This is a genomic window from Lentilactobacillus kribbianus, assembly GCF_013184075.1.
Classification (GTDB): Bacteria; Bacillota; Bacilli; order Lactobacillales; family Lactobacillaceae; genus Lentilactobacillus; species Lentilactobacillus kribbianus.
Genome location: NZ_JABEQQ010000001.1, coordinates 424,401 through 447,725 on the forward strand (window position 1 = coordinate 424,401; position 23,325 = coordinate 447,725).

Genomic DNA, 23,325 nt, shown 5'->3' on the forward strand with positions numbered 1-23,325 from the left:
TTCAACAAATAAAAACAACGAACTGATTAAATTCAGTTCGTTGTTTTTTTACGGTTTTGAAACCACGTAACACTTAGGTAAGTTAAGCTGGCTACTAATGATCCTATACTGATGATTAAGGTAAAGATATACCACCATGGTAGTTTTTGGGTAATCGCTACTCGGTTAGCGCCGGCCTTTAAGGTAACACTAAGTCGGCCTTGCTCAGATATTTTTAAAGGTTGAGTTTGTTGATTAATTTTTATTTGATACGGAATATTGCGATAACCCCAGTAAGGTAAGTCATACTGCCCGGCTTTAGGTACTTTAACAGCCATATTAACCGTTCGTTGTTTTACCGTTAACGTCGTAACCGGATTAACTGGTTTCACTTTAGATTGACCAAAGTCATTTCGCTTCGTCAAATCACGTTGAATAGCTTTACTACTAAAGCCGGTTAGGCGAACTGAATGAGCCTGATTAACATCATCCATTTCTTTACTAGAATATGTCGATTTCCCAAAACGATTACTAAAGTTACGGCCCAATAAATTCAACGTTTGTTTTTCAATATTCATTTTATTCATCGTAGCTTGCTGTTGTTTTGGCATATAGTCTACGTAAGTTCGAAAATTACTAAATTGCGGTTGCTGCAAGCCCACCTCATCGACACTTAATCGATTATCCTTAAATTTATGGGTTTGCGTTGCCGACCAGGTGGGACTTAATTTAATTAATTGACGCGCATTTAAAGCTAAGTCGGATCCTTCTAATAGTACAAAGCCAGCTAACCCTACATAAATCAAATTGCGATATTGACCGCGCAAGGTTACTAGCATCACGAAAATAGTTAAGGCCAACCCATAAATAAAGAAACGTTGAGGAAACTGAACCCATTTAAAGGCAGCAGTGTATCCAATTGAGGTTCCCATAAAGGTCACTACAATAGCCGCTAACCTTAACGCGAACTGATTATCTTGCCGCCGAATTGTAAGTAGACAATAAGTAAAAGTAATCATCGTAATCGGCATAATCATGAAATAAGAACTGTTGCCCCCCACCAACGGCGAAAAAATATCGGCAATCGTTCCGATATGAATCGTCTGCACAGGAGCTACCGTAATAATATGCGGACTAAACACTAAGATCTTAGTAATGGTTACTAAGCCAATTACTAAGCTAACCCCAGCGGCCTTAACGTATTCCAACCAGTTATTATGACCAGTCGCCAAATCAATTATTGCCATAATCACCACGAAAAGAGCCACGATAATAGCACTAACAATGTGAATTAATAAGGTAACCCCAACTCCTAAACCAATATAAAGCCAGGCGCGTTTATTATTGGCTTGCACTTGTAATAGCCATAATCCGTAAAATACCCACGGAAAGACAATAAACACAATGCCTAACATTAACTGTCCCGATCGCATTACTTCAAAAAATACCACCGTGAAGGTAATTACATTAGCTGCCATCGCTGCTTGTAAGGAATTCAATTTCATTTTACAAAAAGCCGCGTAATTACTGATATTAACCGAGGTTAAAATAAGAAATACAATGGCATAAATTTGATCAATTCGGGATAACTTATTAGTCAGTCCGACTAAAAAAGTCAATATTTCAGTCGGATACATCCCCTTAATTAATTGCCCCGCATTCCCAAACGTATAGATACTCCCCAAAGTAGCTAACCCACCGTGCTGCATACTTTCCCTTAATTCCGTAATTCGAGCAATATGAAACCACATATCGTTTTGCAGTAAATAGTGGTGCGTGGTCATTAACGGCAATAGCATTAAGATGGGAAATAATAACAAGCTGCCATAAATCATCGTTTTTTTAGTTATGTTTTTCATATTTATACTCTCTCTAATTATTAGATAAACTTTTCCTTAATTATAACATACCATTATCTATTTTTTGGTGGCCTGTATAACCAAAAAGGATAGCCCACCGGCTACCCTTTTATTTACCAAAATTACTCAAATATTGTTTAATTATTTTCATTAAATCATCTGAATTATCAATATCATCATTTTCAAAGGCATTAGCAATTGCAAATCCCAAGCCTTCAGTTATTGCTACCGCGGTACTGCCAGTTAAGACGGCTCCCGCCACTGTTCCTAGTCCCGGAATTAACTTAAACACATTGCCCACGATTCCTTTACCAATACTAGAAGCAGTAGTGGCTGATAAAGCCCCTTTAATGGCTCCTTCAGAAATACGTTCGCCATAAGCATGGTAGATTTTGGCAATCATTACTGTTTGAATCGGAATCAATAATGCTGCATCAGCAAATGGAATTGGGGTGACCGCTACTGCAGCGGCAGCCGTTGCGGCTGAATGAATCGCAACTTGGGCCTCTTTTTTCACCATCCTGCATACCTCCTCTAAAATGTTGCCTGGATACTTTTATTTTACCATATTCCTAACCTGAAGTAGTTTAACCGCGATTAGATGAAGCTCATTCCCAAAAATAGTTAGGTACCAAAATAAAATGCTTGTTATTTAAAAAATAGCGTGTATACTTTAGAAACTGTTAGGCACCTAATTAATTTATGAATCATAATTTGAAAAATAAATATAGGAGATTTTACCATGGATAATAACCCAAATACAGCTAAAGAATTATTACAAACTCTCTTTCAAACCATGAACTCTATTCGTAAGCATAATGGTCGTCATTTTCATTTTCACTTTAACAGCCAAAATCGTGTCCTTTGGATTTTGTCACAACGAGACGGTCATTTAACTCAAAGTGAACTCAGTGAACTACTCGACATTCGCCCTTCCTCCACTAGTGAACTCTTAAAAAAACTAGAAAGTAAGGGTTTGATTGAACGTAGCAACGACCCTGATGATCGCCGAATTACTATTATTAAGTTAACCGAAGCCGGTAAAGCAGCAGCCGCTAAAACTAATCCTACTAATTTTGATGAAATGGCGACCGATCTAACCGCTGGATTAACTGAAGCAGAAATTATTGAATTAACCACCTTATTACAAAAAATGCGCACCGGTCTTAACGATGGTCAACCAGATGATGACGATGATTTCGGTCCCTTCAGACATCCTGACTTCAGATCCCCATTCGGCGGCGATCGCGGTTTTTCAGCTCACCACGACTTTTTTTACCGCTTTTTTTAGAAATTAAATTCTCGAGGTAAATAATATGCGCAATTCGTACTCTCTTCATGGTGAAGATCAATCTTTAAACGCCAACTTTACTTGGCATAAATTCATGAATTTACTTAACCGTTCCAAACCCAACCTGGTCATTTTAATTGTCGGCTTTTTAATCAGTCTGATTTCTACCGGTATTAGTTTAGTTATTCCGATGTTTACTAAAACCCTTATTGATGGCTCTTCCATTAAAAATATGAATATGGGTTTCATCGGCGTAATTATTGCCGCTTTCTTAATTCAAGCGGCTACCGGTGCCATTTCTAGTTTTATGATGGGTTACATGGGTGAACAAACCGTGGCCAATTTACGTAAATTGGTTTGGGATAAAATTATGTTACTCAAAGTCAAATATTTTGATGATCACAAAGTTGGTGATACCGCCAGTCGTTTAACTAATGACACCACGGTTGTTAAATCCCTCGTGGCTGACCAATTACCTTAATTTGTTAGTGGCATCGTATCAATGATTGGTGCTATCGCTGTTTTATTCTTTATGGATTGGAAAATGACCCTTATTGTTATTGTGGCCGTTCCTATTTTAGGTTTAATCATGGTGCCTATTGGTAACGCTATGCGAACCATTTCAATTCGAATGCAACGTCAAACCGCAGAATTCAACAGTACCACGACTGAATCGTTGGGTGAATCTCGGTTAATTAAGTCCTCTAATGGTGAACAAACTGAAATTGATCAAGGTGATTTGGCTATTGATCGCTTGTTTGCCACCGGAGTGCAAGAATCTAAAGTATTCGCGATCATTCAACCATTGATGTTGTTAACTATGATGGCCATCTTGGTCTCAGTGATTGGTTATGGTGGTATTCGTGTTCAACAAGGTACCCTCACTATCGGTACCTTGGTTGCCTTTTTACTATATTTATTCCAAATAATTGCTCCTGCAACCCAATTCTCTCAATTTTTCACTCAATTACAAAAAACTAAGGGAGCAACTGCCCGCTTGGAAGATATTTTAGAACAACCAGAAGAACAACTAGAAGCTGGTGAAATAGTGGATGTTTCCGGCTTAACCATTAGTGTCGACGATGTGAGTTTTGGTTATGATTTAGAACATCAAGTGCTTAAAAATATTACTTTTGATGCTCATCCTAATTCCATTGTGGCTTTTGCTGGGCCTAGTGGTTCTGGTAAATCAACGCTCTTTAGTTTGTTAGAACGCTTTTATCAACCAGATACCGGCCATATTAGAATTGGTGATCATGATTTAACCGATGTTTCTTTGAGATCATGGCGAGAACAAATTGGCTATGTCTCCCAAGATAGTGCTATGTTTGCTGGCACCATTCGCGATAATTTAACCTTTGGACTTGATAAAGAAGTTAGTGATGACGACTTGTGGCAAGTTTTAAAATTAGCGTTTGCCGATCAATTTGTAAAAGAGATGCCTGACACTTTAGACACCGAAGTTGGTGAACGTGGGATTAAAATTTCTGGTGGTCAACGCCAACGTTTAGCTATCGCTCGCGCCTTCTTGCGTAATCCTAAAATTTTGATGCTTGATGAAGCCACTGCCAGTTTGGATAGTCAATCTGAAGAAATGGTGCAAAAAGCGCTCAATAATTTGATGGCTAACCGAACCACCTTGGTCATTGCTCATCGTCTCTCCACTATTGTGGATGCTGATAAGATTATTTTTATCGAAAATGGAACTATTACTGGGCAAGGAACGCACCAAGAATTATTAAAAGATCATGATTTGTATCGTCAATACGTGGCGGAACAATTTAAGGATTAAGAGGGTAATCTAAAAAAGTTCAATAGTTCGTCAGCTATGACGCTATTGAACTTTTTGTAATTAACGGATAAATTTGTTTTGGGAGCACGTTTTTTAGTGCGATCCAACTGGTAAACAGCGCAAAAAAATCGTTGGATAGTAGTCTTATGACCGAACTATTCAACGATTTTTTCAGAAAAGAGCGGAACAATTTCTCCGCATATTTAAATTAATTCATCAATTGTTTTTAAAACCCCATCATCATTATTGCCGGCAACCGTGGTTTGGGTTACTTGGGCTTTAACGATTGGTGCCGCCGTTGGCATCGCAAATCCATATGGGGTCATCGTCAACATTTCTAAATCATTTTCGTCATCACCAAACGTCGCGATTTCATCGTTAGCGATGTTATAGCGTTGTTGCAATTTTTGAATGGCCGTTTCCTTATTAACCCCAACGTTACCAATTAGTTCCGTATTGAAACCAGAATTTTGGCTCATCAAAGTTTGTGGTAAATCATTGCGCAACATTTTGACGTTTTGTGCAAAGTTATCGCTAGCAAAAGTAACCCCCACTTTGGTCAAATGATCGTCTACTTTTTCGTTAGATAAATGAGCAAAATCATCCACCAATTGGACTGCATTATAGTAACGTTTGACAATATCAATCACTTCGGCGGGTGTTTGACTATCCACATAAGTTCGTTTAACTCCCGAAATCGTGTGTTGCAAAATAGTATCCGTTGCAAATTGATTGTTAATAATGTTAAGGGTTTGCGCTAAATCTTGGGGGTCAATTTCATCAAAATCAACCAAGCGATTGCCACTATGAATAACCGCGCCGTTTTGCGAAATGAAGTCAATTGTTTGCCGAATAGCATCAAATTGATTCTGTAATCGTTGGTATTGTGAGCCACTGGCTACCACGAATTTGATGCCCTTAGCTTGAATCCGTTGATATACTTGTTCAAAATGAGCTAGATTATAGCCATCTTGATCGTTTAAAAAGGTCCCATCCATATCCGTTACAATCATCTTAATTGTCAAATAAAAACCCCATTTCTGTTAAAAGTTCGGATTCCTTGGTTACTTAAATAATAGGTTAAATCCGATCATTTTGATAGCGCTTTTCTCAAAATCATAATTGTTTAATGTTTATAATAATATACCGTTATTAGTTATCTTTTTCATAAATGACGGTTTTAAATAAAAAGGCACTCAAACTAATTGTCAGCTTGAGTGCCTTTACTTATTGAAAAATTACTGTCTTTTCGTTTTTCCAAAATACCATACTGAGCCGAGCAAGGCTAATAAAGCCATACCCAGGTATGATACATTCATTTGCTTTTGTTCGCTAGTTTGTGGAAGGGTACTTTGTTTATTGACCACGTTAGTCGCTACTCTAGCCTGAGTAACGGCTGGTTGCTTAGTAGTATTCTTCGTTTTGTTAGTTTTCGTTAAACCATTTGCTGGTTTTTGAACTGGATCGATGGGGGTTACGTCAGTGGGATCCTCATGGTTACCTTGATTCGAATCATGGTTAGGATCAGTAGGGGTTACCCCATCTTGATCGTTTTCGTTGGGGTCTGAGGATTTATCGCCACCTTCATCGCCACCGTTGGGGTCTGACGGTTTATCGCCGCCTTCGTCACCACCATCGGGGTCTGACGGCTTGTTGCCACTTTCATCGCCACCATTGGGGTCTGACGGTTTATTGCCGCCTTCGTCACCACCGTTGGGATCTGATGGTTTATTGCCACCTTCATCGCCACCATTGGGATCTGACGGCTTGTTGTCACCTTCGTCGACACCATTGGGATCTGACGGCTTGTTGTCACCTTCGTCGACACCATTGGGATCTGACGGTTTGTTGCCACCTTCGTCACCACCGTTGGGGTCTGACGGTTTATCGCCACCTTCGTCACCACCATCGGGGTCTGACGGCTTGTTGCCACCTTCATCGCCACCATTGGGGTCTGACGGCTTGTTGCCACCTTCATCGCCACCATTGGGGTCTGACGGCTTGTTGCCGCCTTCGTCACCACCATTGGGGTCTGACGGTTTATCGCCACCTTCGAATTCCTCGGATGTAATATTAAAATTAAATGATATCGGTTCTGAATTGTAATTTGTAGTAAACGTAGTTTGATACTGACCACCAATATCTCCTGTAAAAACTAATTCAATTTGATAGGTAATCGAACCACTATTACCGTTATTCCAAGGATTAACCGTGTATTCTTTTACCGTTAATTCCGCATTCGGATGACTGCTAGTTATTTTTAATTTAGTAAAATCAAAATTTGTAGACATGTTGGAATAATTTAATGTAACTGTACCAGTATATTTATGGTTAGCAATAACGTCCCTTTGATTAGATTAAATATTTCCAAGATCTACTACATAAATACCAATATAATTTATATTAATACTATCAGCACTTCGACTAACACTATCATTCACCACAGCAACATCAGCCACGGCTTTTAGGGGGGTAGCATTAAGGCTGACAAGCAGGAAAGCTCCAGTAAGTAATGCGGGGGTTTTTATTTTCATTTTTCATGAGGCCTTTCATCGTTTTTCATAACCGATTATACACTCATAATTAATAATGTCATTAAAAGTTTTATCATTTTTTCATCATCTCGATGATTAAATTGTTATTAATAGAATTTTATCTACCTATAATATTTTATCCCTTTAACAATAAAAAAGACCCCTAACCATTCGATTTGAGTCTTTTTACTTCTTATTGAATTCCTGCTGATAACGTTCATGCTCATGTGGATCCACATCATGTGTTCCCGGTATAAAATGGATAGCTTCCGTCCCGGCTTCCAAGGCCGTTTGGTAATACCATTTCTTCCAACGCAAAAAATTAAGATTAGCCTGCAATTCATTAATTTCTCTCTCTAATTGTTGTTCATGCTCATCTAAAAAATCATAACGTTGTTGTAACGTGCTATCCCCGGTCATACACCAATCAATAAAAGTACCAATATCTTTCACGGGAATGCCAGATTGTTTCATGCATTGAATCACTTCAATGAAATTCATGTCATTTTCTTTAAACACTCGTCGTCCCGCCTGATCACGATCGATAAATGGCATCAACCCTTCTTTATCATAATAACGAATAGTATCAACCGAAACGTTCATTTTTTTTGCAATATCGCCTATTTTATACGCCAAAAAATTTCTCCTTCTTTTTCCTTGACCTGAAGTTAGCTCCAGGTTGTATATTGACATTGTAGCTGATCCAATATAAATAAAAAAGGGGAAATTTACTATGAATAATTCCAAACCATTAGTAGTTATTACTGGCGCTAGTTCCGGCTTTGGTGCCGAAATGGCCCAACTATTTAACAAAGACGGTTACCCAATGTTACTAATTGCCCGCCGCGTTGAAAAAGTTAAAGAACTACCATTAAACTTCGATAACGTTATGGTAGCTAAGGCTGACGTAACTGATAAAAATGAATTTGAAGCCGTAATCAGAGATGCCGAAGCTCAATATGGTCCAACCGACTTACTGGTTAACAATGCCGGGGTGATGCTGTTAGGTAACGTTTGGCGCCAAGATCCTAATGAATGGCAAACCATGTTAGATACTAACGTTATGGGTGTGTTAAACGGGACTCAAATCGTGTTAAACGATATGATGAAAAGACAGCATGGTACCATTATTAACATGTCATCATTAGCTGGTAAGAAAACCTTTGTTAACCATGCAGCCTATGTGGCTTCTAAGTTCGGTGTACACGGCCTTAGTGAAACCATCCGGGAAGAAGTTTCTGATAAAAATGTTCGGATTGCCATGGTGGCTCCCGGCGCTGCAGAAACTGAACTTTTAACTCACGTTACTGATAACGAAGCCCTTGATGGCTATCAAGAATGGAAAGACAGCATGGGTGGCATTACTTTAGATCCCGTTCACGTGGCTGAATCCGTTAAGTTCATTTATGATATGCCTCAAGAAGTTAACATCCGTGAAATCGATATTGCGGCTACCCGCCAAGATTCTTAATTTTGTTCGGTTTTCTCATTATTTTCACCATTACAATCGCTCTTATGAGAACGTTTCAAATTAATTCTGTTTTCTTAACGGTTACTCTTGTATAATTAATACCTATACGAGATAAATAACGAACATTAAGAAACGGAGAGACTACTATGAAAAAGGTCAAACACTGGCGGATTACCTTGGGTTGGCAGATCATGATTGGGCTAGCTTTAGGAATCATTTTAGGCGTGATTTTTTACCAAAATAAAACCGCCATTACTACCATGCAAAATATCGGAACGATGTTTATTAGCATGATCCAAATGATTGTATTACCAATTGTTATCGCTTGTTTAACGGTCGGAATCGCTGGTATGGGCGACATTGGTGAATTAGGTCGCGTCGGCGTTAAGACATTGATTTATTTTGAAATCTTAACCACGGTTGCCCTAGTAGTCGGCATGTTATTTGCTAACATTTTTCATCCCGGCACCTATATTGACATCAATAGTTTGCACAGTACCGATATTAGTCAATACATGGCTACCGCCAAAACGGCCAAGGAATCTAGTGGTCTTTGGGGGACGATTATGAATATCATCCCCAAAAATATTTTTCAATCACTCTCTGAAGGTAATATGATGCCCGTTATCTTCTTTTCCGTCCTATTTGGCCTTGGTATCACCGCAATTGGTAAAGAAGGTCAAATTCTAGTAGATGGGTTAACTGCCATTCAAGAAGTAATGTTTAAAATTACCAACTGGGTGATGCGCTTGGCCCCTATTGGAGTTTGTGCTTTAATTGGGGTAACGGTTGCTGAAATGGGTCTAAAAGCCTTAGCACCACTAGGCTACTTCATTTTACTAACTTACGCTGCAATGATCTTTTTCGTAATAGTTGTTTTGGGTATCGTTGCTAAAATGCATCACATTGAATTTTTCACGCTATTAAAAGTAATTAAAAACGAAATCATTTTGGCCTTTACGACTGCTAGTTCAGAAGCCGCATTACCCAATATGATGAACAAAATGCAAAAATACGGAGTTAGTCAGGGAATCGTTTCATTTGTTATTCCCACCGGATATACATTTAATCTAGATGGTTCCGCCATTTACCAAGCAATGGGAGCTTTATTTTTAGCTCAGGCCTACCATATTCATTTGAGTATCGGCCAACAAATTACCCTTCTAGTGGTTTTAATGATTACTTCTAAAGGTATGGCTGGAGTGCCGGGAGCTTCCTTTGTGGTCCTACTAGCTACTGTAGCTACTATCGGCGTTCCAATGGCCGGCTTAACCTTTATTGCCGGAATTGATCGGATTGTCGATATGGGTAGAACCGCCGTTAACGTGGTGGGAAATTCCTTAGCTGCCATTATTATGGGAAAAGCAGAACACGAATTTGATGAAACTAAATACGAAGCTTATTTAAAAGAATTGGATTTAAAATAAATTCATTAAAAAATAGGTTGTAACAAACTTAAAGTTTGTTACAACCTTTTTTCTTCGGTTAATTATTTAAGAAGTGCTTCTAAGCCCGTAGCTAAAATAGCCCCAACGATAGGACCACACATTGGAATCCAAGCGTAGTTCCATTCTGCGGATGATTGTTTATTAGGTAAAGGTAAGAGAGTATATACCAAACGTGGACCCCAATCACGGGCAGGATTTAACGCGAAACCAGTAGTCGTTCCCAAACCAATCCCAACAACGGTAATTACCAAACCAACAATTAGCGGCTTCAATCCCGTGGTGAAATCACCCAAGTTCAATAGCACAAAAATAAAGGCAAACGTCGCAATTACTTCTGACATAAAATTATAAAACGGCGCATAAATAGCGGGACGAGTAGCAAAAATACCAACGCCATTACCTTCTTGACTAGTAGTTGCTTTAAATTGCGGAATGAACATGAAAGCCGCCACCGCAGCTCCCACCATGGCCCCTAAAAATTGCCCGATAATATAAGGAAGTACCTGTCCCCAAGGAAATAAGCCAAATAAAGCATACGCAATCGTCACTGCGGGATTTAAGTGACCTTGGGTACCAAACATGGCTGCCACATAAACACCCATGGTTACGGCGATGCCCCACGCCAAACTGACGTATAACCAATCACCTTGACTACCATACGTTTTTTTCAAATTAATCCCAGCACTAGTGGCCGTTCCAAATAAAATTAAAACCATTGTTCCTAAAAATTCACCGGTAAATCCATTCACCACGTTCACATCCTTTATTTTCTTTGTAAGCGTTATAATACCCTTTATATTAGCATATTTACCCTAATTTATATGGTCTTATTTCAGCAAACTTTGCATAAAAATAATTTTTATCGGCTTTTTTCCATATAAAAAGGTATTATTTCGAAAAATAATACCTTGTAGTTACTTATTTATTTTGGCTATTGATTTTTTTAGCCCGTTTCGTTTGAGTTGAGTAAAGAATTAAGGCAACGGCCCCAAAGAATACCGGTCCGATGATGGTCCAAAAGGCGGTCATATAATCGTGTTCTAAAATAGGTTCCACTGCCGTAAAGACAATTCCTAACGTTAGTACCGCTAAGATAATAGCCACAATGGTATTTGTCCAAAATTTACTCTTAAAAGCCACGAATGGTCGGTTCAAGTCCGTCCGTTTCTTAAAGAACGGAAAGGCCCCTACTAAGAATAAGTATGGAACGGTAGTCGAAATGTTTCCCATATCCGTAAGAATTAAGTAGAACTTTTGTGCTCCTGAACCGCCAAAGGAAACTAATAAGACCACGGCAGAAATCAAAATGGCTTGCATCCACATGGCAAAAGCTGGCATGCCATGCTTGTTTAACTTAGTCATCTTTTCTGGCCAGAGTTCTTTTGGTGAGCCCATGATAAAGGACTTCAATGGTGAGTAAACCATCAAGAAGAAAGAACCCACAAAACCAAGAAATGATGCCAAGCCCGTAAAACGAGCTAAGCTGTTACCAACCATCACTGAAGTAGCGTGTGACCAACCCAGACTATCACCTAAGAAGAAGCCCAAGTTATTCATCAAAACGTAGGTAATATTACCTAAATTGACGTTGTCACCACCGATGACCTTATGCCAGTTAGCACTAACTCCCCAAAAGAAGATGGAGATTGCATAGAAAACCGTGATTAAAATAGTACTAATAATAATACCGCGAGGAAAGTTTTTCTCTGAGTTATCAATGTTTTCAACAATTCCCCCCATCGATTCCATTCCTCCATATGCGAAGATGGCATAAACGATAAATGAGAAAATGGCGATCGGTGACTGAAATGCTGGACTAGGTGATTTAGTGAAACTAGCTAGACCATGAATTGGTTCCTGGAAGTGACCATGATTAACAAATAGCAAAATAATAGAAGCTGCTAGAAAAATAGCAGTCAAAATCATAATAAACGTTCCACCAATAGAACCTACCCGCTTAATGGAGTCAATCCCCTTGGTAGTAAAAAAGGTCACGACAATAATCCAAAAGAACCCTAGTAACCCAATTGTTTGGACTGATGATAAACCAAACAGGCTCCAAGTTTGCGTCTGATCAGAACCGCTGATCATGGTACTCATCGGAATCCAGACCCGAGATGATGTCGATACCATCCAGACCATCCAACTAGCTAACCAGATGAAAGTCCCTACAAACGCAAATTTCTCGCCAACAGATTCTGACAACCATGAATAAAAACCACCATGATCGTCTTTTAAGGCGGAACCATACTCAGCAAACATTAACCCTGATGGTAAAAAGAAAATAATGGCAGCAAATACATACCAAATAATACTAGCGTAACCCATTTGGGCATAAGCAATTGTTACGTTCCCAAATCCATAAATAGCGGTAAAAATCATTAAGATTAATCCCACCAGCGATATCTTCGACTTCTTTACCATTAACCTCAAACTCCCCTTCTCAACTTACATAATAGCTAGATTATAACCACTTGTGGTTATTTATGCAACGCTTTTCGATTTAAAAGAAATATTATACATAAAATTGGGAGTGAAATGTATATTTAATAACCAATAAAAAAGACGGTAAATGCCGTTTTAATAACTTTAAACGCCCTTTACCATCTTATAAAAATATTATTTAGCCTTAATAAATGAATAAACACAACCAATCAGCATCCCCAAAATCATCAGATACATTGACCAAGTCATTTCCATCATCATTATGCAAATTAGTGAAGCTATGTAAATTACGATTTGAATAAATAAAATGGTGCGATTAGATCCCACGGTTAATCACCTCCATAATTCATTCTACCTTAATTAGCCAAACTGTCTATTATCTCAACTCGAAAACAAAAAATTGTCTGATGCCTGAAGCTGTGATAAAATCAAACCAATTACTGAAAACCGATAAAGCGGACAAGTACCTTTGATGAATTTGTTAGCGAGCTAAGGATAGTGAAAGCTTAGTGAAATAGTCATTGGAAAATAACACCCCTTTTGGTTGCAATCTGAACGAATTATTTTTAGTAGGATTAGCCGTTACCGCAACGTTACCAGCGGAGCGTATTTGATACGTTAATTGAGTTGGTTTGCATTAAGCAAGCAATTTGGGTGGTACCGCGGAAAGACCTTTCGTCCCTAGTTTTATGGGATTAAGGTCTTTTTTATTTTGTCAGATTTGAAAGGAGTAATAATATGCCAGAAACAATTACTATTAAAGAATTATTTAGCGATCACCATTATGCTGAAGATCAACTTATTACTATCCACGGCTGGGTTAAAACTGTTCGAGGATCTAAACGAGTTGGGTTTATCGAATTAAGCGATGGATCTACTTTTAAACGGGCCCAAATCGTAATGCAAAGTGATTTACCCGATTATAGTGAATTAACTAAGTTGCCCATTAGTTCAACCATTGCGGTAACTGGTACCGTGGTTTATACGCCAGAAGCCAAGCAACCATTAGAAATTCATGCCACCGATATTACGGTAGAAGGGGCTTCTGATAATGATTACCCTCTTCAAAAAAAGAAACATACTTTTGAATACCTCAGAACGATGGCTCATTTACGTCCCCGGACTAACACTTTTTACGCCGTTTTTCGGATTCGTTCTTTAGCTGCCTTTGCGATACATCAATACTTGCAATCACAAGACTTCGTTTACGTTAACACGCCCATCATCACCGCTAGCGATGCTGAAGGCGCCGGGGAAATGTTTAGAGTAACTACTCTAGACCTAAACAACCTACCAAAGGATGAAGCTGGTAATGTTGATGATCACGAAGATTTCTTCAAAAAAGAAGCTAACTTAACTGTTAGTGGTCAATTAGAAGCTGAACCATTTGCTTTAGCCTTTCGCAATGTTTATACTTTCGGTCCCACTTTCCGGGCTGAAAACTCACATACTTCCCGTCACGCTTCTGAATTTTGGATGATTGAACCCGAAATGGCATTTGCTGATTTGCAAGACATCATTGATGAATCAGAAGGATTATTGAAATACGTAGTGGAATACTTATTTGAACACGCTGCCGATGAACTGCAATTCTTAAACGATAACGTCGATGAACACTTAATCGAACGCTTGGAATTAACTCGTGATGAACCATTTGCTCAAATCACTTATACCCAAGCTATCGATATGTTAAAAGAAGCTGAGGCTGACGTTGATTTTGAAGTTCCCGTTTATTGGGGCCTTGATTTGGAAAGTGAACACGAACGTTACCTTTCTGAACAAGTATTTAAAAAACCGGTCTTCATCACTGATTACCCTAAAGATATTAAAGCCTTCTATATGCGTGCTAACGATGATGACAAAACAGTTGCTGCCGTTGACTTGTTAGTACCAGAAATCGGTGAATTAATCGGTGGTAGTCAACGTGAAGAACGTTTGGACGTCTTATCAGCTAAAATTGCTGAAGAAGAAATGCCATTAGAAGAATACAAGTGGTACTTAGAATTACGTAAATATGGTGAAACTGTTCATTCTGGTTTCGGAATTGGGTTTGAACGATTACTTATGTACGTAACAGGGATGGATAACATTCGAGATGTGATCCCTTATCCAAGAACGCCGGGTAATGCGGAATTCTAGAGTGTAATCAAGGCGATTAGACTTTGAATTTCTGATTAGAAAATGCACAATATTTAGATCGGTAGGCACCACTAATTAAAAATCGTTGGATAGTTTAGTCGTAAAGGCTACTATTCAACGATTTTTATTTAGACAAAAATATTCAAAGTAGAAATGCTGCTTTCAGTACGCCATAATCCATAATTTATTCAAGGCCCCATTTCCCCAGTTAATCCTAACTAAGCGTAAAATGAACTTATAATATAAGCGCTGTTAAGGAGAGACCAGATTATGCTGACTAATTTCATCAAAGCCACATCCGCTTTTTTAGCAACCAATATGGATGACCTCTTTTTACTGGTGACATTCTTGATGGTGGTGACCACTCAGGCAGATTCTCAAAAACGTGCCAGTTTAACCAAAGTATTTATCGGCCAAATTACCGCCTTTATCGTGATATTACTAATCGCTGATTTAGGTAGTTTGGGTATTCGTCTTTTACCTACCAAATTCATTGCTGGATTGGGTGCAGTTCCATTGATGATGGGACTACATATTTTTTGGAGTGAACACGAAACTAAACGCGAACACCAAAAGCAAAAAATTAAGAGTCAAAATATCATTTCTATTGGTTTAGTTTTTACTACTATTTTAGCTGACGGTGGTGATAATTTAGGGGTTTACATTCCTTATTTCTCGACTCTTAGTAATGGAGAACTTTTTGTCACTAATCTTTATTTACTCTTTTTAATCTGTGTCTGGTGTCTAGTAGGACTACGACTTTCTCACATTCCCGAATTCGAAACCTTTTTCCACAAATATGGTGAAAATATTACTGGTGTCATTTTAGTAGGGTTAGGATTTATGTTAATTGTGGATGGTCTTAGTTAGTTGCTAAATAAAAAAGCCTCCCTTATAGGGACGCTTTTTTATTTTCAGGTTTATTAGGCTTTAATATGTGCTTGCGCAGCAGCTAGACGAGCCACTGGCACTCTAAATGGTGAACAGGAAACATAACTAATACCGATCGTTTCAAAGAAATTAATGGAAGCCGGATCACCACCCACTTCACCACAAACTCCAATTGGCAACTCTGGATTAGTTTGACGACCCCGATCAACCGCCATCTTCATAAGTTGACCAACTCCTTCAATATCCACCGTTTGGAATGGATCCGCGGGAAGAATTCCTTGTTTAATATATTCAGGCATAAAGGAACCCACATCATCTCGTGAATAGCCAAAGGTTAGTTGGGTTAAATCATTGGTTCCAAAGCTAAAGAAATCGGAAACTTCAGCAATTTGATTAGCCGTCACACAAGCTCGTGGCATTTCCATCATCGTACCAACCGTATACTGTAGCTTAAGATCACGGTCTTTAAGCATCACCTTAATTTGATCCACCACTAGTTTGCGAACCCAACTCATTTCGGTTTTCGAATCGGTTAGTGGAATCATGATATGGGGTTGCACCACTTGTCCTTCATCATATAAACGAATTACCGCAGTTATAATAGCTTGCACCTGCATTTGGTAAATATCAGGGAAAGTAACCGCTAATCGATCACCTCGATGACCTAACATCGGGTTTAATTCTTTTAAGGCCGCGGTCCGTTCTCGCAATTGTTCGGGGGCAATTCCCGTTTGTTCAGACACCATTTTGATTTCTTTTTCATCATGAGGTAAAAATTCATGCAATGGTGGGTCCAGTAAGCGAATTGTCACTGCTTTATTACCAGCTAATTTGTAAAGTTGATAAAAATCATCTTGTTGCATCTGTAGTAATAATGACAACGGTTCTTTGCGACCACTAACGTCTTCAGCTAAAATTAAGCGTCGCATTTGTAGTAACCGTTCTGGCTTGAAAAACATATGCTCAGTTCTCGTTAACCCGATACCATCAGCATCAAACTCCAAGGCTTTTTGAAAATCGGCCGGTGTATCGGCATTGGTATAAACGTCCATGCCGGCGTATTCTTTGGCCCAGTCGAGCAGCACTGACAAATCCCCCTTAATGGATGCATCAGTAGTGGCAATTTGCCCCAAGTATAAGTTTCCCGTGGTGCCATCTACTGACAGCCAATCCCCTTCATGAATAACATGACCATTAACCTTGGCCTGTTTCGTTTCATAATTCACACTTAATTCATTCGCACCAACCACCCCAGTGGCTCCCATCCCCCGGGCCACTACTGCAGCGTGTGAGGTCATTCCACCGCGTGACGTCACAATAGCTTGACTCACGATCATTCCTTCAATATCTTCCGGTGAAGTATCTTGCCGTACTAAGACCACTTGATGACCATTGTCACTAGCTTGTTTGGCATCGCTAGCCGTAAAGTAAGCTTGACCAGTAGCCGCGCCTGGTGAAGCAGGTAAACCAGTGGTTAAAATTTCTTGGTCATCCATTTCTGCTTGATCAAATTCGGGATGTAACATGGTAGACACCGAATCCGGGCTAATTCGTAGCAGTGCCTCCGCTTTTGTAATTAAGCCTTCATTCACTAAATCAACCGCAATTTTCACGGCTGCATCAGGAGTTCGTTTACCATCTCGAGCTTGTAATAGATACATTTTACCGTGTTCAATGGTAAATTCTAAATCCTGCATGTCGCGGTAATGCGTTTCTAATTTTTCAGCGGTTTCCGCTAATTGTTTATATAAATAAGGAGCTTCATTTTTTAATACCGAAACATCTTCAGGGGTCCGAATTCCAGCTACCACGTCTTCACCTTGCGCATTTTGTAAGTATTCTCCAAACAGCGCTTTTTCTCCAGTAGCCGGATTGCGCGTAAACGCCACCCCAGTTCCAGAATCGCGACCAGCGTTACCAAAAACCATTTCTTGAACGTTAACGGCCGTTCCTAAAGTTTCTGGAATATTATTTTCTCGTCGATAAATTTTGGCCCGGTTATTATTCCATGACTTAAATACTGCCGTAATGGCTGCTAGTAATTGTTCCTTTGGATCTTGCGGAAATTCTCCGCGGGCTGATCGTAAGTATAACTGCTTGAATTGCGCTACGATGGCCTTTAAATCGCTAATAGTTAAATCAAGGTCGGAGTGGTAATTTTTGCGTTCCTTAATATCAGTTAAGACCTGATCAAAAGCCCCTTCTTCAATCCCGTAAACCACGTTACCAAACATCGCTAATAATCGGCGGTAACTATCATAGGCAAACCGTTCATTATTAGTTAATTGAGCTAATGCTTGGACCGTACAGTCATTTAATCCAATATTTAAAATCGTGTCCATCATCCCTGGCATCGAAATTTTAGCACCGGAACGAACTGAAATTAGCAGGGGATTTTGGTCATCGTTAAATTTTTTTCGAGTATCACGATTTAATTTTTCAATTGCGGCGTCTAGTTGGCTCAATAAATCTGCGCTTAGATGATGCGAAGCTTGGTAATTGTGACAAGCCTCAGTAGTAATGGTAAAACCGTGAGGAACCGGCAAACCTAAATTAGTCATTTCTGCCAAATTAGCCCCTTTACCACCTAATAAATCGCGCATGTTCATGTTACCTTCCGCAAACGTGTAAATTAATTGAGTCATATTATCCTTCTTTCTGATAAATAATACATTGCATTTGATATGTATAACGTAACTTATCGCGAAATAAAATGCAAGCGTTTTCGAAAAAACTAATTTTTATCTAATTATAATCTCATAAATATAAAAAAGACGCCCATTAGGACGTCTTTTTGGCATATACCACTTTAATTAAATTAGCTTCGTTCAATAAAGTGTTGAAAAATACGATTTTTCGTAATTTTACCAATTACATGACGACTCCCCGCCTTTTCAGCTACGGGAAGTGAATCGACTTCATGTTCTAATAAGAGCTTGCCAGCTTCTAGGACCGTAGTATCCGGGGTAGCCATCACAATGTTAGGCATTCTGGTCATTACCACTCCAGCCAACATTGATTTAGGATTATCGCTAGTAAAGCTAGCTCGCAAAAGATCTTTGCGAGAAATCAAGCCTACCAATTGATCGTTAGCATCCACAACATAAAGTGAACCAACATCCTCAATGAACAACTTAGTCACCGCATCTTGCATACTAGCATCTTCGCCGATTTCGGTAGTGGGTAACAAAATATCTTTAATCGGAATACCGTACAAATTATCATAATCGACTTTATTAGGTTGTTCTGTTCGGTAAATATAACCGACTTTAGGCCGAGCTGCGAGGACTTCAATCGCCGTTAGTAACCGCAAATCAGCTCGTAATGTTGGCACACTTAACCCTAAAGCTTCCCCGATTTCTTCTCCCGTCATGGGGCTGTTTTCTTTGAGCATTTGTACAATTTTATTTTGTCGTTCAGTTAGCTCCATCAATTTTCCTCCCATGTTTATCACGTCATTATTAAAATAATTATAGCATCATTTTAGACTTTAACGTCAGAATTAAATTGCCAAATGCTAGTAATAGGTGTAAATTATATACTTACATTTAATAAGTAAACGAGGTCCTATTATGGAAACTAGCAAAGCAATCAAAACCCGGCGCTCAATTCGCGATTTTAAGTCCACCCCCGTCGAAAAAGACGTCTTGGTAGACATTATTAAAGCAGCACAGCAAGCCCCTTCTCAGGCCAACTCTCAACCATGGCACGTTTATTTAGCTACAGGAGATACCTTAACAGAATACAAACGGCGTTTTCAACAGCTGAGTCAAGCTAATAAGAAAAGTAAACTATTCTTAGAAAAAGCGCAAACCGGTCAATGGTCACCAACTGAACAAATTAAAATGGCCAAGTGGAATGTGGAACTAGCACAAACTTTAGATGGCATGCAATATATCTACTCCAACAGTCAATACGCCCTCTATAACGCTCCTGCCATTGCCATCTTGACTTTACCTAAAAATAGTCCCGCATGGTCCATTTATGATTTAGGCGCTTTTGCCCAAACTTTAATGTTAGCAGCTACCGATCATGGCCTAGCTAGTATTTCCGCTAGTGAGTTCGTCAAGTATCCAGAATTAGGTTACGGTGTTTTAGATATTTCCAAAAAAGAAGTCGCCGTTATGGGTATTGGATTAGGATATGAAGATTCCACTCGCCAAATTAACCAACTACACACTAGTCGGCAACTACTACAAGATACCCTCACTTTTTTCGCCTAAATAAACAATAAAAAACCAGCCAAACTATTTGGCTGGTTTTTTAGCAAGTAATCAGAACTTGTCTCCGTTAAGGGGCAAGGCTGATACTTTCAAATAATAATGACTATTCAAAAAGTACCACCCCCTTTCCATTTAATGCCCCTATCCTAATTCAAAAATCATCAAAAAGCAAGGCAAAACCCTTTTCAATCGTTAATTACAAATATTTTCAATAAACTATAATATTTTCATTTTTTACTAGTAGATTTTCTTTTTTTCAATTTTTTGAGATAATCCGTCATCTTTTCTTTTTCGTGAGTTTTATGATCCAACTTATCATTATACCAATCGATTTTTCAATTCACTATTTTCAAACTATCTAACCGATCCCTAATTTCGATTTCGGAATGGCGCCGCGTTTGTTCTAATAAATTTTTTCGTTGTTTGATGGTTTCGTCACCTTGAACTCGCCACTGAAAAAGCCAACACCTATTTGTTTGCTCATCCCGGTGACACCAACGATGGTAATTCAGTTACATACGCTGCACCTGCATATACCCAATATAAAGTTGGTCGTAAAGTAATGGATACCACTGATTACAAGAACGACAAATTAACAATTACTAAAGCCGCTACTCGTACCCGTGAAGGAGATCGTTGGGTATACGTAACTGACTCAACTCACCCAGAAGTAAGTAGCTGGATTAAGTCAACCGGACTGAAAAATTATAAGTCTAATGGCGTCAATCAAACTACTGCCAGCCGTGTATTTAATTACAGTAACTATGATGTAGCTGGTCAAAAGACTACAAGTACCATTTCTAACCTTAGTGGCTTACGTTTACTTTACAATTCCAATGTAAACTTCACTAATGCTATTAACACATTTAACCGTGATACTGCCGTTAAGGGTAACAAAGCCGATATTCTTTCGCAAAAGGACTTATTAGCTGCCCTGAAAAAGGATGGTTTAACCACTGTTTATATGAATTTAACCCCTACTTTGCTTAAAAGAATTCCTGGTGGCATCCTAGATAACTTGGATAAGACCGGTATTTTCATTAAGTTTAACCTTGATAAAGATGCCCTGCCAAAAAATGTTCACTATGGTGATAACATTCGACTTTCCTATACTGTAGAACTCCAAAATATTTACGTCAAAGAACCTAACCAAACTATCATCGAAGACAACACTAAGAACAAAGATGGTTACTACGCTATTTCCATGAACAATGATGTCATTCGCAGTATTGTCAGCACCATCGCAACAATGGAATTCTAATTTAAACTTGCTTTGCATCATTCCCCAAACACAATTAAATCCACATTAAGCTAAGCATGAATTGCCACATTCTTAGCAAAAGAACTCCTAATCTTTTAGTAGATTAGGAGTTCTTTATTTTTTAAACCGTCTTGCTATCTTCTGAGGCTTCAAATTCATTCATCAGTGCTAATAACAAGTTAGCATAACTAGGATGATCAGTATTTTGCTTGATTTCAGTCTGCAACGAGTGCAGTTGATCAGTAATAATTGCATTAGTACCTAAAAACATCATTTCATCCATCTGGTTAACATCGTTTACCGTCCAAGCATAAACTTGTTGGTGGCGTTCGTCAGCATTGGAAATAAAACTAGAATTTAAGGTAGTCGCTTCCATGGTATAGGCATTAGCCTTAGTTTCTGGAAAGGTTAAATTATACGGCAAGATAAAGCTAACAAACAACTTGGGTGCCTGCTGCTTGAGTTGCGTGACTACCGGATATGATAAGGTATGCACGCGATCATGGTGTTTTAATAAACTTTGTTCGTACCGTTTCACAAAAAGTTGAGTCATATTAGCACTATCATGAGGCGTTACTTTGATTTCTACTAACAATTTTTGGTGTAGCTGGTGCGCTGTTTTCAAATAGTCATCAAAGCTGGCAATCTTGGCATGATGACCGTTTTCTCTGACCGTGATCTTAGTTAACTGTTGTAACGTTAATTGATACGGTGCTTTATTAATGCCCGCCAAATCTTGTAAATTTTCATCATGCATCACCACAAATTTATGATCCTTAGTTTCATGAATATCCATCTCCACGTAATCAGGATGTTCTTGACTAGTTAATCTTAATGCCGGTAGAGTATTTTGCACGCCATTGCCGTTATCCACCCCTCGATGAGAAATGGCCATGGGCCGACTTAAAGCTAACCCCTTTAGCACAGCAACATTATATATGACTAAACTGGCGGCCGTGAATACCAACATCGTTGCCGTGAGTAATCGAAGAATTCTACGATGACCCTTTTTGCGGTTACCGAATTGTATTTTGGCCGTTTCCACCGGCACAGCAAAATCTTCACTCCCATCCAACATGAGTCCCGCGGCCATCGCCGGAACATAACAACTCATCAGTTCAGCAACGAATTCCATAATAAACAAATTCAGCATGGCACTAGCAAAAGCCACTCGGGTCGTATCCAGATACGTTTGCGCACCGTATATCAATGCGTAAACCACTGCTGTAACCATTGAGCTGACCCCAGCAATTAACAAAAAACTAGCTAAGTAAAACCATAATCGTCCACGCGTTTTTTGCCAGCTCAACTTAATCGCTGTTTTGGCCGAAGTATGACTTAATATCATAAATGGTAAGGTCAAAAATAAACGAATACCAATATAGCCAATAACCAAATAAAAAAGTACTAGCCCCGCGGTGTACAACGGGTTTTGTAAAAAGAAATCCATAAGAAAACCAGGAATTTTAACTTTATTCAATAACGGTGTTCGTAAAAATAAACTACCAAACGGTAAAATAATAATAAAATAGCCTAAAAAGAATACAAAGGTTAGCGGCGAAGCCACCTTTAAACTAGCTACCGTTTGTCGCAATACTTGCATTAAAGTTTCCGATTTTCCATGTTGAATATTGCGAACACTAAGTAAAATAAACGCAAACTGCCAGTAGATAACTATTAAAATGACAATTAATTCCACAATTAAAATTAGGGCCACCACAATATGTCCCGTTAAAATTTCACCAATATTATTAAATGATATGTATGGAATTTTAGTAACCCTTAACAACCAACTGGTAAACCAATTAAAGGTAGAAACCGCTAATAACGCTACTACTGCTGAAGTTAAGAAAAATAATAAAACATAACTAGCCCAATGTTTAAAAAAACGTTTGTTAGCATCACGAAAGTTCTGCCATGCAGTCATAATATTCCTCCTTAGTTTCTTATAATTAAAGAGTATCATTGAAATCAAAGGGAACCAAGCAAAAT

Annotated in this window: 20 protein-coding genes, 1 pseudogene and 1 other annotated feature; of the genes and pseudogenes, 9 read left to right on the forward strand and 12 right to left on the reverse strand. The window is 38.8% G+C overall.

Annotation, left to right across the window (positions count from 1 at the left end):
* Positions 1 to 32: 32 nt before the first annotated feature.
* Both HII32_RS02285 and HII32_RS02290 read right to left on the reverse strand, forming a co-directional pair.
* Entirely contained in the window at positions 33 to 1,838 is a 1,806-nt protein-coding gene (locus HII32_RS02285) for a hypothetical protein (protein WP_172187889.1), read from the reverse strand.
* A 109-nt stretch (positions 1,839 to 1,947) separates the two neighbouring features.
* Positions 1,948 to 2,358, reverse strand: a complete 411-nt coding sequence (locus HII32_RS02290; RefSeq protein WP_172187891.1) for a DUF697 domain-containing protein — start codon at positions 2,356 to 2,358, stop codon at positions 1,948 to 1,950.
* Between the two features lie 222 nt (positions 2,359 to 2,580).
* Here HII32_RS02290 and HII32_RS02295 point away from each other — a divergent pair, with 222 nt between their 5' ends.
* The 3 genes and pseudogenes from HII32_RS02295 (at position 2,581) to HII32_RS07790 (ending at position 4,921) form a co-directional block, all read left to right on the forward strand.
* Entirely contained in the window at positions 2,581 to 3,129 is a 549-nt protein-coding gene (locus tag HII32_RS02295) for a MarR family winged helix-turn-helix transcriptional regulator (RefSeq protein ID WP_172187893.1), read from the forward strand.
* Positions 3,130 to 3,223: 94 nt separating this feature from the next.
* Positions 3,224 to 4,054 (forward strand): annotated as a pseudogene (locus tag HII32_RS07785) (ABC transporter transmembrane domain-containing protein); the annotation flags it as partial.
* A 189-nt stretch (positions 4,055 to 4,243) separates the two neighbouring features.
* On the forward strand, positions 4,244 to 4,921 hold the full coding sequence (locus HII32_RS07790) for an ABC transporter ATP-binding protein (RefSeq protein WP_343034659.1): 678 nt from the start codon (positions 4,244 to 4,246) through the stop codon (positions 4,919 to 4,921).
* Positions 4,922 to 5,124: 203 nt separating this feature from the next.
* Here HII32_RS07790 and HII32_RS02305 read toward each other — a convergent pair whose 3' ends face one another.
* The 4 genes from HII32_RS02305 to HII32_RS02320 all read right to left on the reverse strand — a co-directional run bounded on the left by HII32_RS02305 (position 5,125) and on the right by HII32_RS02320 (position 8,091).
* The gene (locus tag HII32_RS02305) at positions 5,125 to 5,946 is read right to left on the reverse strand and encodes a Cof-type HAD-IIB family hydrolase (RefSeq protein ID WP_172187894.1); all 822 of its coding nucleotides are present in this window, start codon (positions 5,944 to 5,946) and stop codon (positions 5,125 to 5,127) included.
* A gap of 213 nt (positions 5,947 to 6,159) precedes the next feature.
* On the reverse strand, positions 6,160 to 7,212 hold the full coding sequence (locus HII32_RS02310) for an LPXTG cell wall anchor domain-containing protein (protein ID WP_172187896.1): 1,053 nt from the start codon (positions 7,210 to 7,212) through the stop codon (positions 6,160 to 6,162).
* Positions 7,213 to 7,278: 66 nt separating this feature from the next.
* Positions 7,279 to 7,455: a hypothetical protein gene (locus tag HII32_RS02315; RefSeq protein ID WP_172187898.1), complete on the reverse strand. Its 177-nt coding sequence runs from the start codon at positions 7,453 to 7,455 to the stop codon at positions 7,279 to 7,281.
* 186 nt (positions 7,456 to 7,641) lie between these two features.
* Positions 7,642 to 8,091, reverse strand: a complete 450-nt coding sequence (locus HII32_RS02320; protein WP_281355377.1) for a MerR family transcriptional regulator — start codon at positions 8,089 to 8,091, stop codon at positions 7,642 to 7,644.
* 97 nt (positions 8,092 to 8,188) lie between these two features.
* Between HII32_RS02320 and HII32_RS02325 the strand changes: the two genes are divergently transcribed.
* Together HII32_RS02325 and HII32_RS02330 are read left to right on the forward strand one after the other, a co-directional pair.
* Positions 8,189 to 8,926 (forward strand): SDR family oxidoreductase, encoded by a 738-nt coding sequence (locus HII32_RS02325; protein ID WP_172187901.1) that lies wholly within the window; start codon positions 8,189 to 8,191, stop codon positions 8,924 to 8,926.
* A 146-nt stretch (positions 8,927 to 9,072) separates the two neighbouring features.
* Positions 9,073 to 10,353 carry a cation:dicarboxylate symporter family transporter gene (locus HII32_RS02330; RefSeq protein WP_172187903.1) on the forward strand — a complete coding sequence of 427 codons (1,281 nt, stop codon included), beginning with the start codon at positions 9,073 to 9,075 and terminating at the stop codon, positions 10,351 to 10,353.
* A 62-nt stretch (positions 10,354 to 10,415) separates the two neighbouring features.
* Here the strand turns inward: HII32_RS02330 and HII32_RS02335 are convergent, their stop codons facing one another.
* The 3 genes from HII32_RS02335 to HII32_RS02345 form a co-directional block, all read right to left on the reverse strand.
* A complete protein-coding gene (locus tag HII32_RS02335) occupies positions 10,416 to 11,126 on the reverse strand; it encodes an MIP family channel protein (protein WP_172187905.1) in 711 nt (236 codons plus the stop codon).
* A gap of 166 nt (positions 11,127 to 11,292) precedes the next feature.
* Positions 11,293 to 12,798 carry a glutamate/gamma-aminobutyrate family transporter YjeM gene (yjeM, locus tag HII32_RS02340; protein WP_172187907.1) on the reverse strand — a complete coding sequence of 502 codons (1,506 nt, stop codon included), beginning with the start codon at positions 12,796 to 12,798 and terminating at the stop codon, positions 11,293 to 11,295.
* 195 nt (positions 12,799 to 12,993) lie between these two features.
* On the reverse strand, positions 12,994 to 13,146 hold the full coding sequence (locus HII32_RS02345) for a hypothetical protein (protein ID WP_172187908.1): 153 nt from the start codon (positions 13,144 to 13,146) through the stop codon (positions 12,994 to 12,996).
* A gap of 114 nt (positions 13,147 to 13,260) precedes the next feature.
* Positions 13,261 to 13,505, forward strand: a binding site (T-box leader).
* A gap of 52 nt (positions 13,506 to 13,557) precedes the next feature.
* Between HII32_RS02345 and asnS the strand changes: the two genes are divergently transcribed.
* Together asnS and HII32_RS02355 are read left to right on the forward strand one after the other, a co-directional pair.
* A complete protein-coding gene (asnS, locus tag HII32_RS02350; RefSeq protein ID WP_172187910.1) occupies positions 13,558 to 14,958 on the forward strand; it encodes an asparagine--tRNA ligase in 1,401 nt (466 codons plus the stop codon).
* 270 nt (positions 14,959 to 15,228) lie between these two features.
* On the forward strand, positions 15,229 to 15,828 hold the full coding sequence (locus HII32_RS02355) for a cadmium resistance transporter (RefSeq protein WP_172187912.1): 600 nt from the start codon (positions 15,229 to 15,231) through the stop codon (positions 15,826 to 15,828).
* A 53-nt stretch (positions 15,829 to 15,881) separates the two neighbouring features.
* Here the strand turns inward: HII32_RS02355 and ppdK are convergent, their stop codons facing one another.
* A complete protein-coding gene (gene ppdK / locus HII32_RS02360; RefSeq protein ID WP_172187914.1) occupies positions 15,882 to 18,494 on the reverse strand; it encodes a pyruvate, phosphate dikinase in 2,613 nt (870 codons plus the stop codon).
* A 173-nt stretch (positions 18,495 to 18,667) separates the two neighbouring features.
* Positions 18,668 to 19,279, reverse strand: a complete 612-nt coding sequence (locus HII32_RS02365) for a CBS domain-containing protein (RefSeq protein ID WP_172187916.1) — start codon at positions 19,277 to 19,279, stop codon at positions 18,668 to 18,670.
* 142 nt (positions 19,280 to 19,421) lie between these two features.
* On the opposite strand from HII32_RS02365, the gene HII32_RS02370 reads away from it, so the two are divergent.
* Together HII32_RS02370 and HII32_RS02375 are read left to right on the forward strand one after the other, a co-directional pair.
* Positions 19,422 to 20,072 carry a nitroreductase gene (locus HII32_RS02370; protein WP_172187917.1) on the forward strand — a complete coding sequence of 217 codons (651 nt, stop codon included), beginning with the start codon at positions 19,422 to 19,424 and terminating at the stop codon, positions 20,070 to 20,072.
* Positions 20,073 to 20,544: 472 nt separating this feature from the next.
* Positions 20,545 to 21,333, forward strand: a complete 789-nt coding sequence (locus tag HII32_RS02375) for a GW dipeptide domain-containing protein (RefSeq protein ID WP_172187919.1) — start codon at positions 20,545 to 20,547, stop codon at positions 21,331 to 21,333.
* A 121-nt stretch (positions 21,334 to 21,454) separates the two neighbouring features.
* Here HII32_RS02375 and HII32_RS02380 read toward each other — a convergent pair whose 3' ends face one another.
* Complete coding sequence (locus HII32_RS02380; protein ID WP_172187921.1) at positions 21,455 to 23,260, reverse strand: glycerophosphoryl diester phosphodiesterase membrane domain-containing protein; 1,806 nt, start codon at positions 23,258 to 23,260, stop codon at positions 21,455 to 21,457.
* Positions 23,261 to 23,325 lie beyond the last annotated feature (65 nt).

Excerpts from the sequence above, each read along its gene's own strand:
- HII32_RS02285 (WP_172187889.1), bottom strand. The coding sequence starts at position 1,838 with ATGAAAAACATAACTAAAAAAACGATGATTTATGGCAGCTTGTTATTA.
- HII32_RS02290 (WP_172187891.1), bottom strand. The coding sequence starts at position 2,358 with ATGGTGAAAAAAGAGGCCCAAGTTGCGATTCATTCAGCCGCAACGGCT.
- HII32_RS02295 (WP_172187893.1), top strand. The coding sequence starts at position 2,581 with ATGGATAATAACCCAAATACAGCTAAAGAATTATTACAAACTCTCTTT.
- HII32_RS02310 (WP_172187896.1), bottom strand. The coding sequence starts at position 7,212 with ATGTCTACAAATTTTGATTTTACTAAATTAAAAATAACTAGCAGTCAT.
- HII32_RS02315 (WP_172187898.1), bottom strand. The coding sequence starts at position 7,455 with ATGAAAATAAAAACCCCCGCATTACTTACTGGAGCTTTCCTGCTTGTC.
- HII32_RS02325 (WP_172187901.1), top strand. The coding sequence starts at position 8,189 with ATGAATAATTCCAAACCATTAGTAGTTATTACTGGCGCTAGTTCCGGC.
- HII32_RS02330 (WP_172187903.1), top strand. The coding sequence starts at position 9,073 with ATGAAAAAGGTCAAACACTGGCGGATTACCTTGGGTTGGCAGATCATG.
- yjeM (WP_172187907.1), bottom strand. The coding sequence starts at position 12,798 with ATGGTAAAGAAGTCGAAGATATCGCTGGTGGGATTAATCTTAATGATT.
- asnS (WP_172187910.1), top strand. The coding sequence starts at position 13,558 with ATGCCAGAAACAATTACTATTAAAGAATTATTTAGCGATCACCATTAT.
- HII32_RS02355 (WP_172187912.1), top strand. The coding sequence starts at position 15,229 with ATGCTGACTAATTTCATCAAAGCCACATCCGCTTTTTTAGCAACCAAT.
- ppdK (WP_172187914.1), bottom strand. The coding sequence starts at position 18,494 with ATGACTCAATTAATTTACACGTTTGCGGAAGGTAACATGAACATGCGC.
- HII32_RS02365 (WP_172187916.1), bottom strand. The coding sequence starts at position 19,279 with ATGGAGCTAACTGAACGACAAAATAAAATTGTACAAATGCTCAAAGAA.
- HII32_RS02370 (WP_172187917.1), top strand. The coding sequence starts at position 19,422 with ATGGAAACTAGCAAAGCAATCAAAACCCGGCGCTCAATTCGCGATTTT.
- HII32_RS02380 (WP_172187921.1), bottom strand. The coding sequence starts at position 23,260 with ATGACTGCATGGCAGAACTTTCGTGATGCTAACAAACGTTTTTTTAAA.